17 protein-coding genes are annotated in these 16,430 nt (G+C 43.2%); 14 read left to right on the forward strand and 3 right to left on the reverse strand.

Translation table 11 applies throughout. The annotated features are described in order from the left end of the window. The first annotated feature begins 142 nt into the window (after nucleotides 1-142). The 7 genes from JWG45_RS00580 to JWG45_RS00610 all read left to right on the forward strand — a co-directional run bounded on the left by JWG45_RS00580 (nucleotide 143) and on the right by JWG45_RS00610 (nucleotide 6,988). Nucleotides 143-454, forward strand: coding sequence for a Smr/MutS family protein (locus JWG45_RS00580; protein WP_205277847.1), 312 nt, complete (start codon nucleotides 143-145; stop codon nucleotides 452-454). After that, entirely contained in the window at nucleotides 451-1,995 is a 1,545-nt protein-coding gene (gene cimA / locus JWG45_RS00585) for a (R)-citramalate synthase CimA (RefSeq protein ID WP_205277848.1), read from the forward strand. The genes JWG45_RS00580 and cimA overlap by 4 nt, the downstream gene beginning before the upstream one ends. Then, nucleotides 1,983-2,555, forward strand: coding sequence for an aminoacyl-tRNA hydrolase (gene pth / locus JWG45_RS00590; protein ID WP_205277849.1), 573 nt, complete (start codon nucleotides 1,983-1,985; stop codon nucleotides 2,553-2,555). Before cimA ends, pth begins: the two co-directional genes overlap by 13 nt. 147 nt (nucleotides 2,556-2,702) lie before the next feature. Beyond that, nucleotides 2,703-3,638 carry a tyrosine recombinase XerC gene (gene xerC / locus JWG45_RS00595; protein WP_205277850.1) on the forward strand — a complete coding sequence of 312 codons (936 nt, stop codon included), beginning with the start codon at nucleotides 2,703-2,705 and terminating at the stop codon, nucleotides 3,636-3,638. Further along, a complete protein-coding gene (gene hslV / locus JWG45_RS00600; protein ID WP_118982323.1) occupies nucleotides 3,625-4,167 on the forward strand; it encodes an ATP-dependent protease subunit HslV in 543 nt (180 codons plus the stop codon). The genes xerC and hslV overlap by 14 nt, the downstream gene beginning before the upstream one ends. 8 nt (nucleotides 4,168-4,175) lie before the next feature. Continuing rightward, on the forward strand, nucleotides 4,176-5,612 hold the full coding sequence (gene hslU / locus JWG45_RS00605) for an ATP-dependent protease ATPase subunit HslU (protein ID WP_205277851.1): 1,437 nt from the start codon (nucleotides 4,176-4,178) through the stop codon (nucleotides 5,610-5,612). A gap of 104 nt (nucleotides 5,613-5,716) precedes the next feature. Beyond that, complete coding sequence (locus JWG45_RS00610) at nucleotides 5,717-6,988, forward strand: PQQ-dependent sugar dehydrogenase (protein ID WP_408611583.1); 1,272 nt, start codon at nucleotides 5,717-5,719, stop codon at nucleotides 6,986-6,988. 614 nt (nucleotides 6,989-7,602) lie between these two features. Here JWG45_RS00610 and JWG45_RS00615 read toward each other — a convergent pair. Then, entirely contained in the window at nucleotides 7,603-8,433 is an 831-nt protein-coding gene (locus JWG45_RS00615) for a hypothetical protein (protein WP_205277852.1), read from the reverse strand. A gap of 67 nt (nucleotides 8,434-8,500) precedes the next feature. Between JWG45_RS00615 and JWG45_RS00620 the strand changes: the two genes are divergently transcribed. From JWG45_RS00620 to JWG45_RS00635, 4 genes are read left to right on the forward strand one after another with little or no spacing between them, the layout of a single operon-like run. Continuing rightward, on the forward strand, nucleotides 8,501-8,761 hold the full coding sequence (locus JWG45_RS00620; RefSeq protein ID WP_205273136.1) for a lipoyl domain-containing protein: 261 nt from the start codon (nucleotides 8,501-8,503) through the stop codon (nucleotides 8,759-8,761). Then, on the forward strand, nucleotides 8,758-9,636 hold the full coding sequence (locus JWG45_RS00625) for a metallophosphoesterase family protein (RefSeq protein WP_205277853.1): 879 nt from the start codon (nucleotides 8,758-8,760) through the stop codon (nucleotides 9,634-9,636). Before JWG45_RS00620 ends, JWG45_RS00625 begins: the two co-directional genes overlap by 4 nt. A 1-nt stretch (nucleotide 9,637) precedes the next feature. Further along, nucleotides 9,638-10,681, forward strand: a complete 1,044-nt coding sequence (locus tag JWG45_RS00630; protein ID WP_205277854.1) for an Mrp/NBP35 family ATP-binding protein — start codon at nucleotides 9,638-9,640, stop codon at nucleotides 10,679-10,681. 46 nt (nucleotides 10,682-10,727) lie between these two features. After that, nucleotides 10,728-11,417: a hypothetical protein gene (locus tag JWG45_RS00635; RefSeq protein WP_205277855.1), complete on the forward strand. Its 690-nt coding sequence runs from the start codon at nucleotides 10,728-10,730 to the stop codon at nucleotides 11,415-11,417. 6 nt (nucleotides 11,418-11,423) lie between these two features. Here JWG45_RS00635 and JWG45_RS00640 read toward each other — a convergent pair whose 3' ends face one another. Together JWG45_RS00640 and JWG45_RS00645 are read right to left on the reverse strand one after the other, a co-directional pair. Then, on the reverse strand, nucleotides 11,424-12,038 hold the full coding sequence (locus JWG45_RS00640) for a UbiX family flavin prenyltransferase (RefSeq protein WP_205277856.1): 615 nt from the start codon (nucleotides 12,036-12,038) through the stop codon (nucleotides 11,424-11,426). 277 nt (nucleotides 12,039-12,315) lie between these two features. Next, a complete protein-coding gene (locus tag JWG45_RS00645; RefSeq protein WP_205277857.1) occupies nucleotides 12,316-13,215 on the reverse strand; it encodes a UbiA-like polyprenyltransferase in 900 nt (299 codons plus the stop codon). Nucleotides 13,216-13,337: 122 nt separating this feature from the next. Here JWG45_RS00645 and JWG45_RS00650 point away from each other — a divergent pair, with 122 nt between their 5' ends. Genes JWG45_RS00650 through ychF form a run of 3 tightly spaced genes read left to right on the forward strand, consistent with a single transcriptional unit; the run spans nucleotide 13,338 to nucleotide 16,130 of the window. Continuing rightward, nucleotides 13,338-13,988: a hypothetical protein gene (locus tag JWG45_RS00650; RefSeq protein ID WP_205277858.1), complete on the forward strand. Its 651-nt coding sequence runs from the start codon at nucleotides 13,338-13,340 to the stop codon at nucleotides 13,986-13,988. Between the two features lie 3 nt (nucleotides 13,989-13,991). Beyond that, nucleotides 13,992-14,978 (forward strand): LIC11612 family fibronectin-binding protein, encoded by a 987-nt coding sequence (locus JWG45_RS00655; protein ID WP_205277859.1) that lies wholly within the window; start codon nucleotides 13,992-13,994, stop codon nucleotides 14,976-14,978. A 48-nt stretch (nucleotides 14,979-15,026) separates the two neighbouring features. Continuing rightward, nucleotides 15,027-16,130 (forward strand): redox-regulated ATPase YchF, encoded by a 1,104-nt coding sequence (ychF, locus tag JWG45_RS00660; RefSeq protein ID WP_205277860.1) that lies wholly within the window; start codon nucleotides 15,027-15,029, stop codon nucleotides 16,128-16,130. Nucleotides 16,131-16,430: the final 300 nt, after the last annotated feature.

The raw sequence follows: 16,430 nt of genomic DNA on the forward strand, positions 1-16,430 counted from the left end.
GTCCGCCTCTGATTTGATAGATGGGATGGATGGAAAATTGTACCGAATCGCTCAGAGAGTGAAAGCATAAAAAATGAAATTCTTTGTTTTCTGTACTCCCGATCAAAAAAACACTGGTACGGAAGAAGTGAGTCCGGATCGTATGAAAAAAAATTCCGTAAAATCCGGCTATTCCGGAGCAAAAACGATCTATATCCGAAAGTTGCGGTTTGAAGAAGCCCAGGAAAAACTCGAACGGGAGATCCAAGAAGCCTTCTTAGCGGGAGAAACGTTCGTGGAAATCATTCACGGAATCGGAGAAGGGGTTCTCAAAAAATTAACGGTCGATACGATTCGCTCCCATGATTTTTTGAAAGAAGTCGACTATTCTCTCTATGGAATTTCCAATCCGGGTTCCACACTGGTCGAAGTATTAGGACCCGATAAGGACACTCTCAAAAGGTATCTCAAATGACAAAAAACACGCTGGAGATTTTGGACGTAACGTTGAGAGACGGAGAGCAAACCAGAGGAGTCAGCTTTTCGACTTCAGAAAAACTGAATATCGCGAAATTCTTATTACAAAAATTAAATGTAAATCGAGTCGAGATCGCCTCAGCCCGGGTTTCTAAGGGAGAATTCGAGACGGTTCAAAAAATCATAGAATGGGCCGAGACCGAAAAACTCACCGATCGAATCGAACTCCTCGGATTCGTGGACGGAAACAAAACCGTGGATTGGATCCGGGACAGCGGGGCCAAAGTGTTGAACCTTTTGACAAAGGGTTCTCTCCATCACTTAGAAAAACAGTTAAACAAAACTCCGAAAGAATTTTTCACGGACATTTCCTTTGTCATCGAATACGCAAGAAAAAACGGTCTTCGAGTCAACGTCTATCTCGAGGATTGGTCCAATGGATTTCGAAACAGTCCCGAATACGTTTTATCGCTTGTGGAACATTTGAGCAAGGAAAACATCGAAAGAATCTTTCTTCCTGACACGTTAGGTGTTCTTTCTCCTGCAGAAACCTTCCGAGGCGTGGACACTCTCGTTCAAAAATATCCGAATCTTCATTTTGAATTTCACGGTCACAACGACTATGACCTTTCCGTCGCAAACAGTTTGGAAGCGATTCGCGCCGGCGCCAAAGGCCTACACGCATCGATCAACGGACTCGGAGAAAGAGCAGGGAATACTCCGCTGGAAGCCTTGATCACGGCGATCCACGATAAGTCAGAGTCAAAAACCCAGGTCAACGAACTTGCGATCACGGAGGCAAGTCGACTCGTCGAAGTTTTTAGCGGTAAACGAATTGCCGCAAACAGACCGATCGTAGGTGAAGATGTCTTCACACAAACCGCTGGAGTTCACGCCGACGGGGACAAAAAAGGAAACCTCTACGCAAATCCGATTCTACCTGAACGATTCGGAAGAAAGAGAAGTTACGCGTTAGGCAAACTTGCAGGAAAAGCGAGTATCTCCGAAAACGTAAAACAATTGGGTATGGTATTAAGCGACGTGATCCTCCAAAAAGTTTTGGAACGGGTGATCGAACTCGGAGATCAAAACAAACTCGTAACTCCCGAAGACCTTCCGTTTATCATTGCGGACGTTTCCGGAAGAACCGGAGAAAAAGTAATCGCTATCAAATCTTGTAATATACATTCCGGAATCGGGATTCGTCCTCACGCACAGATCGAGATCGAATACCAAGGGAAGGTGCACAAGGAAATTTCCGAAGGCGACGGAGGTTACGACGCTTTTATGAACGCGCTTACTAAAATCACAAATCGACTCGGAATCACCATTCCAAAACTCATCGACTACGAAGTAAGAATTCCTCCCGGCGGAAAAACAGATGCGTTAGTCGAAACGATGATCACCTGGAATAAATCCCAGGATTTAGAAGAAGACCTTACGTTCAAAACGATGGGAGTTCATCCGGATCAAACGATTGCCGCCGTTCACGCGACGGAAAAAATGCTCAACCAGATCCTACAACCATGGCAAACCTGAAACTGTTACTCGTTGGAATCGGAAATCCCGGTCAAAAATACGCCAACCACAGGCATAACATCGGTTTTGTGATTCTGGATTCTTTTTTGAATTCTTCTTCCGGAAGTTATCAAGAAAACTCCAAATATTCCCTCGCTCGAACCGACGAAGACGGAATCACGCTTTTCTACCTCAAACCCCTGGAATTTATGAATCTTTCCGGAAAGGCGGTTGCGGAGATCGCAAAGAAGAATGGAATTCCTCCTGAAAATATTCTCGTAATTCACGACGAAATCGATTTCGAGTTCGGAAAACTGAAACTCAAAGGCGGGGGCGGTCACGCCGGTCACAACGGACTCCGGGATATCGTGGAAAAGCTGGGTTCCAATGCATTCTTCCGGCTTCGGTTTGGAGTGGGAAAGCCCTCGGAAAGTTCGGAGGTTCCCAACTACGTTCTTTCCAACTTTAAACCGGAAGAAAGGGAAAAAATTCCAGAGCTCGTAAAGGCTTCTTTGCAAAAAATCTCCGATTGGATCCGAGAAAGGAAAAACGGATTTCAGAAAGTCTCCGATACTAAGTAGGACGGGCGAAGTCCAAATTATTTCCATCGAAAGTGAAAGAGTGGATCATTCGTCTTTTCGTTCGTTTAAAGTTGGAACTCTCGGAAAAGAAGAACCCCGAGGATCCGATTCAAATCGAACGAACTCAATTTAAAACGGAGCATTCCATTGGGCGATTATCCATTCCGACTTCCGCAATTTTCATCCGCTTCTCAAAACTTAGCGGCGGAAAAATTCATCACGTATCTTAGAATCGAAAAAAATTATTCTCAAAACACGCTCAACGCTTACAGCATTGATCTGAAATTCTTTTTTGATTTTTGCGAAAAGGAACAGTTGGACATCTTACAAATCGAACCCGTGGACATTCGTTCTTATTTTGCCTATCTTGCAAAGAATCACGGTTTGGATCGGAGATCCCAGAGTAGAAAGTTATCTTCCCTTCGTACTTTCTACAAGGTTCTTTTGAGGGACGATCTCGTTTCTTCCAATCCTGCAGTTCAAATCAGTTTTCCAAGAGTTCGAAGAGACATTCCAAAAAACTTCCGAATCGGAGAAACGGAAGAAATCTTAAGCTTCGCCGCGGAGCGAACGTCGGAAATCTTGGATATTCGGGACCGGGCGATGATCGAAGTTTTGTATTCTTCCGGACTTCGCGTATTCGAGTTGGTAAACGCGAAACTTTCCGCTCTTTCCAAAGATCTAACCATTCTCAAGGTCCTCGGGAAAGGTCAAAAAGAAAGATTTGTATACTTCGGAAAAGAAGCGATTCATTCCCTTGAAAAGTATTTAGAATACCGGACTCATTTTTTTCCCGAGACCGAGGAAATTTTTCTAAATCAAAAAGGAAAGAAACTGACGACCCGAGGCGTACGTTATATTTTGAATGAAAGAAGAAAAAAAATGGGATGGGAAAAGACCATCACTCCCCACAAATTCAGACACACGTTTGCGACCGATCTTTTAGACGCGGGCGCGGACATTCGAGCGGTGCAGGAATTACTCGGGCATTCTTCGCTTTCCACGACTCAGATTTATCTGAGTGTAAGTAAGGAAAAAATCAAAGAGGTTTATAGAAAAGCTCATCCCCATGCCAGAAAATAAAATTCGTTCCACCACCATTCTTTGTGTTCGTAAAAACGGAAAAGTCGCCATCGGAGGCGACGGTCAGGTTTCTATGGGAAACACCGTCATGAAACAATCCGCAAAAAAAGTGAGAAGACTCTATGACGGAAAAATCCTTTCCGGTTTTGCCGGATCCGCCGCGGACGCATTCACGCTTTTTGAACTTTTTGAAAAGAAAGTGCAGGAATTCGGAGGCAGTCTTTCGAGAAGCGCGGTGGAACTCGCGAGAGAATGGAGAATGGACCGTATGCTTCGAAGACTCGAAGCCCTTTTGATCGTCGCGGACAAAGACGAATCGTTTTTGATTTCGGGAACAGGCGACGTGATCTCTCCCGATGAAGGTGTGATCGCGATCGGATCCGGAGGAAATTACGCGTTAGCCGCCGCGCGAGCGCTTTACGATCACACCGAACTTTCCGCGAGGGAGATCGTAGAATCTTCCATGAAAATCGCCGCAGACATTTGTATCTACACAAACGATCATATTACCATCGAAGAAATTCTATAAACAAATCTATGACAGATTCTCATAAAAATCAGGAACTTACATTCTCCACCGAAGAAGAACTCACACCTCGGCAGATCGTAACCAAACTCGATGAACATATCATCGGACAAAAAAACGCCAAGAAGGCGGTTGCGGTCGCTCTCCGAAATCGAACCCGTCGTAAAAAACTCGATCCTGAAATGCAGGAAGAAATCTATCCTAAGAACATCATCATGATCGGTCCGACCGGAGTTGGAAAAACGGAAATCGCAAGAAGACTTTCCAAACTCTGCGGAGCTCCTTTTCTCAAAGTGGAAGCAACCAAATACACGGAAGTCGGTTACGTCGGAAGAGACGTGGAATCTATGATTCGAGATCTCGCCGTCATTTCGATGAATCTCGTAAAACAGGAATACAGAACACGAGTGGAAGAAACTGCGAAACAAAAAGCGGAAGAGGCCTTACTCGATATTTTACTTCCTTTCCCGGGAGAACCCAAACCGACCTCCACGCAAATATCAGGTTTTTCGAATACTCCGATCGCCGATGAAGAGGAAAGAAAAACGCATTTTCTCGAAACCAGAGAGTTTATGAGAAAAAAACTAAAAACCGGAAAGTTAGACGAACAAGAAGTGGAACTCGATCTGCCGAACCCGAGCGCTTCTCAGATTCCGATGTTGCAGGTTTTCGGGGCGGGAAACTTAGACGACTTGGACAATCAATTGCAGAACGTTTTGGGAGACATGCTTCCCAAAAAAAATAAAAAAAGAAAACTTAAAATTCCCGAGGCGCTCAAGGCTTTGGAAGAATTCGAGGCGGAGAAGTTACTCGATCCGGACAAGGTGCAAAGAGAAGCCCTTCGAAGAGTGGAAGAAATGGGAATCATCTTTTTGGACGAGATCGACAAGATCGCGGGAAGGGAAGGAAAGACCGGAGCCGACGTATCCAGAGAAGGTGTTCAAAGAGACCTTCTTCCGATCGTGGAAGGCGCAACCGTGAATACAAAAATCGGCCCGGTAAAGACGGATCATATTCTTTTTATCGCGGCAGGCGCGTTTCACATGACCAAACCTTCGGATTTGATTCCGGAGTTGCAGGGAAGATTTCCGATCCGTGTAGAACTCGAAAAATTATCCAGAGACGACTTTGAAAAAATTCTCACCGCGCCTCGGTCTTCGTTAACGAGACAATACGAAGCTCTTCTGGCAACCGATTCCATTCGAGTCGAGTTTACTACGGAAGGGATTCAAGAGATCGCAAGAATCGCCTACGACATGAACGAGAAACACGAAAACATCGGAGCTCGAAGATTGAATACGATCCTAGAGCGTCTATTGGAAGAATTGAGTTTCGAAGGCCCGGACCTGCCCGAAGAGAAACGAAACGTAAAAATCGACGGAAAGTATGTTCTGGATCGACTCCAGGGTGTGATTCAGGATAAGGATCTCAGTCAGTATATCCTTTAAGCAAGATTAGAATTTTTTAATCCTCCGCTTTTAAGAAATGATTTTTGAACGTAAAATCGGAGATTCTATTTGACGAACTCTCAAAAAAAGGGATGCTTTGCGTCATGCTTCGTATTCCAACCTCCGTTCAAAAAATTCTAATCCATTCCCTCCTTGCGATCGTACTCGTTTTTTCAAACGGCTGCGAATGGATTCAAAAAACCTTAGTTGAAGTATTAGGCGCGCCGGATTCCTATAAGGCCGAAGGAAATCCGAACCTGATTCAACCGAACTTTTCCGGAAAGGACGAACAAAAAGAAAGGATCCTGATTTCGCTCAAAGAAGTTTCGGCCGGATTCTCCCAACCAACCGATCTTCAATTTCCTCCCGGAGAATCGGAAACGTTTCTGGTCACGGAACAAAAGGGCACACTTCGTTGGGGCAAGGTCCGAAAGAATGAAACTGGAATATTATTGACTTTGAATGTATTGTCCGAAGCGGAACAAGGGCTTCTTGGTCTGGCGTTTCATCCGGATTTCTCGAAGAATGGTAAACTTTATCTTAACTATGTTTCGAAAGTAGGCGGCAAGGATACGAGTCGAGTCTCGGAGTGGATCGCTTCTTCTCCGAAAGATTTACCAAATTCTAAAATTACTTCCGAAAGAATTATTTTGGAAGTTGTTCAACCGTATCCGAATCACAACGCGGGTCAACTTGCCTTCGGTCCCGATGGATTCTTATACATTGGTTGGGGAGATGGGGGATGGAAAGACGATCCAAAAGAGAACGGACAAAATCCGAAAACGCTCTTAGGAAGTATGTTGCGTGTCGACGTAAACGCAACGGAAAACGGAAAAAACTATAAAATTCCCGCTGACAATCCTTTTGTAAACGACGCGTGTTGTGCGCCGGAAACATTCGCGTACGGATTTCGAAATCCATGGAGATACAGTTTTGATCCGCAAGGAAGATTGATTCTCGCGGACGTAGGTCAGGATCTCTGGGAAGAAGTGGATCTCATCGAAAAGGGAAAAAACTACGGCTGGAATACAAAGGAGGCGACCCACTGCTTTGATCCAAAACAAAACTGCGATGGAAAAGGTCTTACCGATCCAATCTACGAATATGGAAGGGAAGAAGGACAATCGATTACGGGCGGTTACGTTTATTCGAATCAAGCAATCTCGCAGCTAAACGGTAAATATATTTTTGCAGACTTTGTTTCCGGACGAATTTGGGCCTTGGATCTTCCGGAAACCTCCGGACAACCCGCGACAAAAGTTTATACCTTGGGAAAATGGCCCGTTTTGATTTCATCTTTCGGAAGAGACACTTCCGGAAAAGTATATCTTACCGATTTTGGGAGCGGGAAAGTCTATCGACTCGATCCGAAATGAGAAATCGATACGAATTTTTTTAGAACAAAGAACTTCTCGTACAACTCTTGTGTGAGAAGTTATTTTATATTCATTGCTTTCTTGAATGTAGTTCCTCGGAAGATCGTTTTTTCCTCAAGCCTCAGGTTTTGTTTCGAAGACAACTTCCAAACGGAATTACTTTCATTCTTAGAGAAACCTTTCCATTCTTCATTCAAACGGATTGTTTACTGGCATACGACTCGAAAAGAATAGGACACGAGCCTTCAAATTCCGTTCGAACAAATCCTTCCTGTGGATTCCATTTCCATAAAATGCAAGATACAAGTCTGCGCATTTCGACTCTCACAAAAGTTTGATGCAAGTTTTTAATTGAGAAGCCCGAACTTTTCAAAGAACACGGAGGAAAAAGGAACCGTGAAAAGATTTTTTCTTACGGATCCTTCGTTTGTGCTTTGGAGGAATTTTAAAGAGTATATTCAAAAAATCAAAATTCGATCTTTGAAAGGTTTTCTGGATCGGAAAAAATCAAAAACGATCCAAACTTTCGCGTTTTCAATTTGTTTCGAAATTTTGTTTTCGAAATCAGAAGAATTTCTTGTGTTCAAAAAAATTTTGAATGCACTCGAAATAAATTAGAAATCCATCTTCAATCCGGAAATCGGATATTTCATGTATACCGTCGTCGTTCTCGCTCCGGATGTGATCGTAAGAAGATCGAGAGGATTGAGACCGATGCTATAAAAGCCTTCGTCGATCATAGCGATTCCGAAACCGGCGCTTTCTTTTTCATTTAAGAATTCGGGACGGAAGAAGTCAGCAGAATTTCCTTGATCGAATAGTTCTTTGTGTTTTTGTCTGGATTCTTGGATTCTTTCAAAATCCAGATGATGGATCGGCGAATCGTTCCGGATTCTAAAACTCAATTCTTCCTTGGTAATACGAATCTTCAAGGAAATGTTCATATTGTATTTTTCGATTTTGCTGCGAACATCGGATAAGAAGACTTTCTCGCTTTCGGTCAATACCTTCTTTTTTGTTCTGATCTTATCTTCCAAAGAAAGGACCGTCTGCACTTGTTTTTTTACTTTATCAGGAACGATATAACGATGCATCGCATCCCGCAGAAGCGAGGTCTCCATAATGATCTCAAGAAGCTCTTCCGCGTCTTGACGACTCGTTTCTCCTTGTTCTAATTTTTTTAAGAGTTCGTCTCTGAAAATAATATGCCGTATGTTCGCTTTGATTGCGTTTAACAACGCTTCCATCAAACCGCTAAAAAGATGAAAACCGGCTAACGGGTTTGCTCCGATTTCCTCTAAAATTCCGTTTACAAGCTCGGAAAGAATGTCTCGTGTAGGTTTTGTCAGACCTTTGAGCTCAAGGTGAAAGAATTTTCTTTTTTTGAGATCCTCGATATTTTTCAGGATCTCGCTACCTCTGAGCGCTGTTTTCTGGTTTGCCATATATCCCCACCGAGTTTTTTAGGTATCATTGACGCGCAAAGTCTTTTACGCAAGTTTGTTTTAAATCATGAAACCAAAATCCGGCATTTTTGAACTGATCACTCCGGACCTCGGCGATACGGACAAGATCGAACTCGTTCACTGGAATTCGAAGCTTGGTGACTCCATAACTCCCGGTCAAGAAATTTTAGAGCTCGTTACCGACAAGGCTTGCTTCCCGATGGAGTCGCCGGTGAAAGGTAAGCTAACGCAAATTATAAAAGAGCAGGGATCCATCGTTCGTAAGGGCGACGTTTTGGGAATTCTGGAACTTTTTGAATCCGAATGAAAATTCTTCACCTATCTGATCTTCACTTTCCTACAAGAATTCCCTTTCTTCAGCTAAGAGGAAAGATGATCGTAGGTTATCTCAACTATACGCTTCGAAGAAGAAAAAAATATCCCTCTTATGTGTGGAGTTCCATCCTAAAGAGTGTCGAAACCTTAAACCCGGAAGCGATCGTTGTATCCGGAGACATCACGAACGTTTCTCACGAACTGGAATTTCAGGCTGCAGGGAAAATATTAAGCGAACTTCCGCAGGATAAGATTTTTTACATCCCTGGAAATCACGATCGCTATACAAAACATGCAGTAGGCGGGAACCCGTTTTTCGAAAAGTATTTTTCGAAACTTTCCGGCGATTCTATTTCTCATAACGCAGAATACATTCGTATTAAAAAAATCGGGGATCTCCACTTCGTAGGCTGGGATTCCAGTCTTCCTCTTTCCATCCTAAACGCGTATGGAACGATACAACCGCAAGTTGTCGAGACGACTCAAAAAATTCTTCGGGAAAAAAAAATCGAAGATTATGTTTTGGTCTGTCATCATCCGATCTGGAATCCCGAAGAAAGACAGGAAACGATTCATCACCGTCTGCGTAACCGGGAAGAAATAGCGGTTCTTCTCAAAAAACAACCCCCTCTCGCTTTTTTGCACGGTCACGTTCATACGAATTGGGTAAAATTTCCCGGTCCTCTTATGCCCTATTATGTAATCAACTCGGCTTCCAGCACTCGTTTGGATGATACGAGACATCAGTGCGGATTTCATCTTTTGGAAATTCAAAATCGAAACCTTAAAATTCAAAGATATACTTACAACCAGGAACAGTCTAAATTTACGGAAGCTCCCTTAGTTTCGTATTCAGAAAAGGAATAAAATGGCCGCCATAGAAGCAGTAAAAATCCAAAGAGAACTCGCTAAAATCAAACATCCGGAACTTAAGAAAGACATCGTTTCCCTTGGAATGGTAGGGGCGCTCGAGATTCAAGAAGGAGAGACCAATATTCTTCTCAAAACCCCGAGTCAGGATAGAAGGATTCAGATCGGACTGGAAGCCCAAATCCGACAATCACTCACGAAATTGGAAGGTGTAGGGAAGGTAAAGATAAAGTTCGAAGTCGATCCGAAGCTCGTATTAGATGATTCTAATAAGATTCCCGGTGTTAAAAATGTGATCGCGGTCGGATCCGGAAAAGGCGGGGTCGGAAAATCAACGGTCACAGTGAACCTGGCCGCAATGGCAGCTTCTCTAGGATACAAAGTGGGAGTATTGGATGCGGATATCTACGGTCCTTCGGTCGGAAAGATGTTTGGAGTTAACGGCCGCGTTGCCTTAAAAGCCGAAGAAGATAAGATTTATCCCCTCGAAAAAGACGGACTTAAGATCATCTCTTTTTCCTTTTTGATCGATGAAAAACAACCCGTCGTCTGGAGAGGACCGATGCTCGGAAAGGCCATCGAACAATTCTTATACGATATCGTCTGGGATGATTTGGATTATCTTTTTATCGATCTTCCTCCGGGAACAGGAGATGTCCAACTTTCCTTGGCTCAACTCATTGATTTGAACGGAGCGGTGATCGTAACAACTCCGCAGTCCGTTGCTTTGTTAGACGCCAACCGTGCATCGGCGATGTTCACTCAAGTGAAGGTTCCGATCTTGGGAATTGTTGAAAATATGAGTGAATTCATTTGCCCAAAATGCGGACACGCTTCTGCCATATTTAGCAAAGGTGGAGGCCAGACATTGGCAGAATCTTCGGACGCACGTTTCTTAGGTGGCATTCCTTTGACAATGGAGATTATGAACGCCGGAGAAGACGGAAAACCTGCAATTTTAAAAGACAAAAACGGTCCAATCTATCAAGCCTACAAAAGTATATTCGATCATCTCAATGAAGAAATAAAAAAGTGGGAATAATACAAGGATTTGAGTCTGTTGTACATTATGAGAAGGGAGGTGAACCTTGAAGTTTGAAAAGGGATCCGATAAAAACCCAACGGGCAATTTAATCGTTTATTGCAACGTATTTGGTGAAAACCCTCTCAGCCCCGGAGGTAAGATCATCGCGTCTAACGTTGTGGTGAGCTTTCTGAAAATCGGAGAAAACTTCCCCGTAGTAACTTTCCCCCCTGTTTCTTTGGACAGTTATGACGAGTTGAAGAGAGTCATATCCGAAAACATAGAGAAATACGACGTCATTAAGATTAGAGATTTCGAAATGCCCGCCTCCAAAGAAGCATCGAACGATTATATCCAAGAAAGAATGGATCAGTTCAATAGTGTCGTAATCAAATACGTGGAAATCTGTAAGAATCGCGAAGTCGGAAGTGGACAGGTTCACTTTCCGGAAGAGGAAAGCGGAGTCAGAGAATATCTGGACGCACTTGCCAATCTTTCTCTTAAAATCAGAAGATCAACCGGAATCGCCAGGGAGGCATCTCTGATCAAGATGGATCAGTTGGTCGAAAACTTTTCCACCAAACATCCAGAATTCGATTTGGAAAATTTCAAAAAAGCACTTTCTTTACCTGGACAGACTGGGGAAGAACTGATCGGTCTTTATCTTCAAAAATTCAACGCGATCTCAAAGGAAAACTACGAAGACGCTTCGACTTTGAAGAAAAAAATTCACGACATAGAATACTACGCTTAACAAAAACTATTCTTCTTGGTTTTTTGGGCTCCATCTTGGGTAAAGATCCAATTCTATTCCCAAGAGTCTGAAAATTCTTTCGCTGATAAAATCCCCTAGATCATCCAGTGTCTTCGGCATTTGATAAAAACCGGGAGAAGCGGGAAGAATCGTTCCTCCGGCGTCGTGGAGTTCCAACATATTCCTGAGATGAATCCGGTTGTAAGGCGCTTCTCTGGGAACAAGGACGAGAGTTCTTCTTTCTTTCAAAGTTACGTCAGCGGCCCTTTCGATCAGATTTTCCGTCAAACCTGCGTTAATCGAAGCGATTGTTTTCATGGAACAAGGAAGAACAACCATCGCTTTCCAAGGATTGGATCCGGACGCGATATCGGCTCCGATATCCAAAAAATTGCGAATCAAAAATTGATGGGGAGAATTTCCAATTTTGTATTTGGTAAAAATAAATTCCAGAAGTTCTTTCGCGGAAGAAACCTTACAATTCATTTCTTCCCGAAAGACTCGTAGAGAAGCCGGGCTACAAATCAAAAAGGTAGAACCTTCGATCGTGGAAAGCGCGCGGATAAAACGTTCCGCGTAGATGGATCCGCTCGCACCGGCCATTCCTAAAACAAGTTTCATCGGAGCTCCTAAATAAAATTGAGAAATCTTCGTTACGATTTTTATCGAAAAAAAAATACAAATCGAATCTATTTTGCTCTTTGCAAATTTTCAAAATAGAAGTCATCTTTAGCAAAAAACGTTAGAGCTCCTACAAATTCCGTCGTTGAACGAACGACGAATGCAAAGAGCGCTTCCAAGTTTCAAAAATAATCTCTCGATTCGTATCAAGAATTCTTAGAATTCCCTTTTTTTACTTCGACTCGACTTTAGGTCCAATCGGAATCCGATTCTTACCCTAACTTCCCAAAATCACGCGATAAAAAAAACGGTCCACGAGCAATCCCCCGAAAAGGATCAGAGAAATGTAAGAATGAATCTGATAAAACTTCGGAGGAAAAAAATTCTCACCCGCACCTCTCGCAATCTTGTGCTCTTGGAAAAGGAAATACGCAGTCAACAAAAGAAAGAGCAAAAAGATCGGCCCCAGACCGGAAACGATTCCCGCCGCAAATAATAAAACAATACAAAGAATGTGATTCATCGCGGCGATCCGGAGAGAACTCTTCTTTCCGAACTTTGCCGGAACCGAAAACAATCCTGCCTTTTTATCAAATTCTTGGTCTTGAAGAGCGTATAAAATGTCAAAACCGGCTAAGTTGAACGCAAGTCCGAAGGTCCAGAGCAAGGGCTCTAAGACGATTTCCTGACGGATCGCAACCCAAGTCGCAAGTGGAGCCAAACCAATCGAAAAACCCAGAATCCAATGGCAGAACCAAGTAAAACGTTTTGCGAGAGAGTAACCCAGAAGAATCAAAAGTGTCGGAAACGAGAGCGCAAACGCCATCGAATTGATCCACCAACTCACAAAACAAAATCCGATCGAAGACAAGAAGACAAAAAGAATCGCCGACCGAGTCGAAATTTTTCCCGCAGGAATTTCCCGATCGACCGTTCTTTGATTTTTACCGTCGATGTCGGCGTCCACGATCCGATTGAACCCCATCGCCGCCGATCTCGCCAAAACCATGGAAATCAAAATGAGAACGGAAAGAACAATCCATTCCATCGTAGACTTATCGCGGGTTTTAAAAAACGCAAGAACGAATGCAATTCCGGCAAAGGGTAGGGCAAAGAGGGTGTGAGAAAACTTGATAAGACTTCCATACAGCTTCAGGGATGTTAGATTAAAATTCATACTTTGGGTCGGATCTGCCTTGGTTTAAATCGAAACGATTCTCAAAATTCTTTTCCTACACAAAATCAAAGAGAAAGTTTAAAAATCGATGATTTTTTCTCCGCTCCCAAAAGGATACGCTTATGACCCAAGCTATCACCGCAGCTCCGGTTTCCACGGAGTCGATTCGTATTTTTTTAAAAAAAATCATAGAAAATCCGAAGAATCATTCTCGTTGGTTGAATACGATTTCGTTTTTGGAACATATGGGATCTCGTAAAATTCTCGCGACCCAGAGCGACTTCGGGATGGGAGAAATGATCCTGAGGCACGCTTCCGAAGAAGCAAGACACGCACATTTTTTCAAACGAATGAGCGAACGAGTTTCTCCGGGTTCTTGCCCGGATTACAAACCCGAAAATCTTCATTGTGGTTTTCCCGCGTTTTCGTATTTTCAAAGGCTGGACGCTTTTGTCCTGAAAGACTTAAACGCCGCGGGAATTCGAGGAAAAAAACAATCCTTTCTTTCTTATCTCTACGTGACCCATCTCATAGAAGAAAGAGCCGATTTTCTCTATCAAGAATACGATCAAATCTTAGAAGAAAACGGAATTCAGGTCAGCCTCAAAGCGATCATTAAAGAAGAAGAATCGCATCTCTCGGAGATGAAAGCCGCATTAACTTCCGAAGATCCGAACTATGAAACACGTTATGCGCTTTTTCAGGAAAAGGAAAAGAAGAATTTTCTGAAATTTCAAAGTTCACTTTTAAAATCCGTTGGGATTACTCCTTAATCTATGAGAATTTCGGTTTTCAAACGGGTCGTTCTCGCCGTTCTGCTTCTTTTTGTCTTTGACGTTTCCCGCATTCTTTCGGAAACGGGAGGGCTTCAGGATCGTCCCGTGAGTATCGCGCTCGTCTGCGAACCTTCTTTCAAAACAGACAAAATCCGGTATTACAAATCAACTTCCTTATTTTTCAAAAGACTCAAAACAAAACGATCTCAGGAGAATGGGACCGCATTCTTTATCGGTTACGGCGCATTTGCCTCCGAAGCTCCGAGCGATCAAATCGCACACGCGACTCAAAGCGGATATGATCTATATATTTTTTCCAAAGAAGCAAAAGAAAATCTTCCTGCCACCCCTGGCGCGGAAAATGGAAATGTGCCTTGGATTTCTTTTGTCGTAGAAAAAAAAGTAGCGGCCCCTAAAAAACAAAAAAAATCGTCTCCGAAGAATTCTTTAAAAAACAATTCCAAATCTTCCCATTCTCAAAAGAAAAAAAAGGGAATCGGAAAAACTTCAAACTCAAACTCCCCGAAAGACAAAACCTCCAAGGAAGTAAAGAATTCTAAGATTCCAGAATCAAAAACGCAAGACCAGCCACCAAAAGAGGAAACAACGACGATTTCTTTTGGAAACGCTTCTTGGGAACTGAGTTTGGATTCTTTAAAATTTTGGTTTTCTACGAACACCGACCCACAGGGAATTTCTTTCGAATCGAATCGAGTTTCTTTTTTAGTGGGAGAAAAAAGCGAAGAAGAATGGGCTTCTCTTTTGGAAGGAAAGACTGAAAATTCTACCTGGATTCGTTTATTGCCTCGATCGCAAGACCTAAAATTCAAGGAAGGAATCTATTCCATCGGTTGTGCTTCTCCTTCGATTCCAAACGGAATCTCAGTATTGAACTTTTTCTTTCGAGGAAATCGATTGATTCGTTTCAAACAGGAAAGTTTTTCCCTCAACAGCGACGGCTCTGGAAAATCCTGGGATCTGGAATAACCGCGATTTTACTTTTCGGTTGAGCCCTGTCCGGAAAATCTGGACTCCATGAGTCTGAATTGCGGCATCGTAGGCCTTCCCAACGTAGGTAAATCCACTATTTTTAACGCCCTCACAAAAGCGGGCGCGCAGATGGAAAACTATCCATTCTGCACCATCGAACCGAACAAAGGAATCGTGGAAGTTCCGGATTCCAGACTGGATCGTCTCGCCGAAATCGTCAAACCTCAGAAGATCGTTCCCGCCATCATAGAATTCGTAGACATTGCTGGTCTTGTCAAGGGCGCAAGCCAGGGAGAAGGTCTTGGAAATAAATTTCTTTCGCATATCCGAGAAGTGGACGCGATCTGTCACGTTGTGCGCGCTTTCGAGGACGATAACGTAACTCACGTTCACGGAAGAGTAAATCCAGTCGACGACGCGGCCGTTGTAAATCTCGAGTTGATCTTCGCGGATTTGGACAGCGCCGACAAACAATACCAAAGAGCGGCAAAAAATGCGAAGAACGGAAACAAAGAAGCCCAAGAAATAGCATCGGTTCTGGAAAAAATCTTAGACCTTTTAAAAGCGGGAAAACCGGCTCGGCTCGCACTTCCGGAAATGAAAGAAGAAGAAAAAAAACTCGCAAAAACGTTTCAACTGATTACGTTAAAACCCGTGATGTACGTCGCAAACATAGCCGACAAAGACGCCGCGAAAAAAGATACTCCGCTCCTGCAGCAAATTCGACAAATGGCAAAGGAAGAAAACGCGGCACTTGTGATTCTCTGTGGTCGCTTTGAAGAGGAGATCTCCGGTCTTGATAGGAATGAACAATTGGATTTCCTCCAAGAAATCGGGGAGACGGAAAGCGGCCTCGATCGTATGATCAAAACCGCATACAAACTTCTGGGTTTAATCACGTTTTTCACCGCCGGAGAAGTGGAAGTCAGGGCTTGGACCACAGCTGTAAACAGTACAGGGCCCAAGGCAGCCGCAGTGATTCATTCCGATTTTGAAAAAGGTTTTATTCGAGCGGAAGTGATGAGTTACGAGGACTTGGATCGAGCCGGAAACCAGGCAAAGGTAAAAGAAGAGGGCAAACTTCGAATCGAAGGAAAAGAATACATCGTTCAGGATGGAGATGTGATTTATTTTAGAATTAACGCATAAGAATAATTCCTCCAATCAAATTCAAATTCTTCGGCGGAAGCAAAATAAAAAATCCGCCGTCGGCTCTTTTTCAAACATCCTCTTTACATCCCATCCAACTATCTGACAATTCATCCATTAGAGAATCATACTTTTCTTATATATAGAAGGCCCATCTCAAACCGCAAAAACCGCTCAATTCCCCATAAAACGGGGCTTTTTAAAAATCTCAGCCACGCGGTCATTGTCCGGATCCTTTTTTTAGAAAAACCTCTAAAATTCGGCTAATTTTTTTAAAAAGGGTTTGACCGGTCGAGAGAC

It is taken from the genome of Leptospira ainlahdjerensis (assembly GCF_016919175.1).
In the GTDB taxonomy this organism is placed as follows: domain Bacteria; phylum Spirochaetota; class Leptospiria; order Leptospirales; family Leptospiraceae; genus Leptospira; species Leptospira ainlahdjerensis.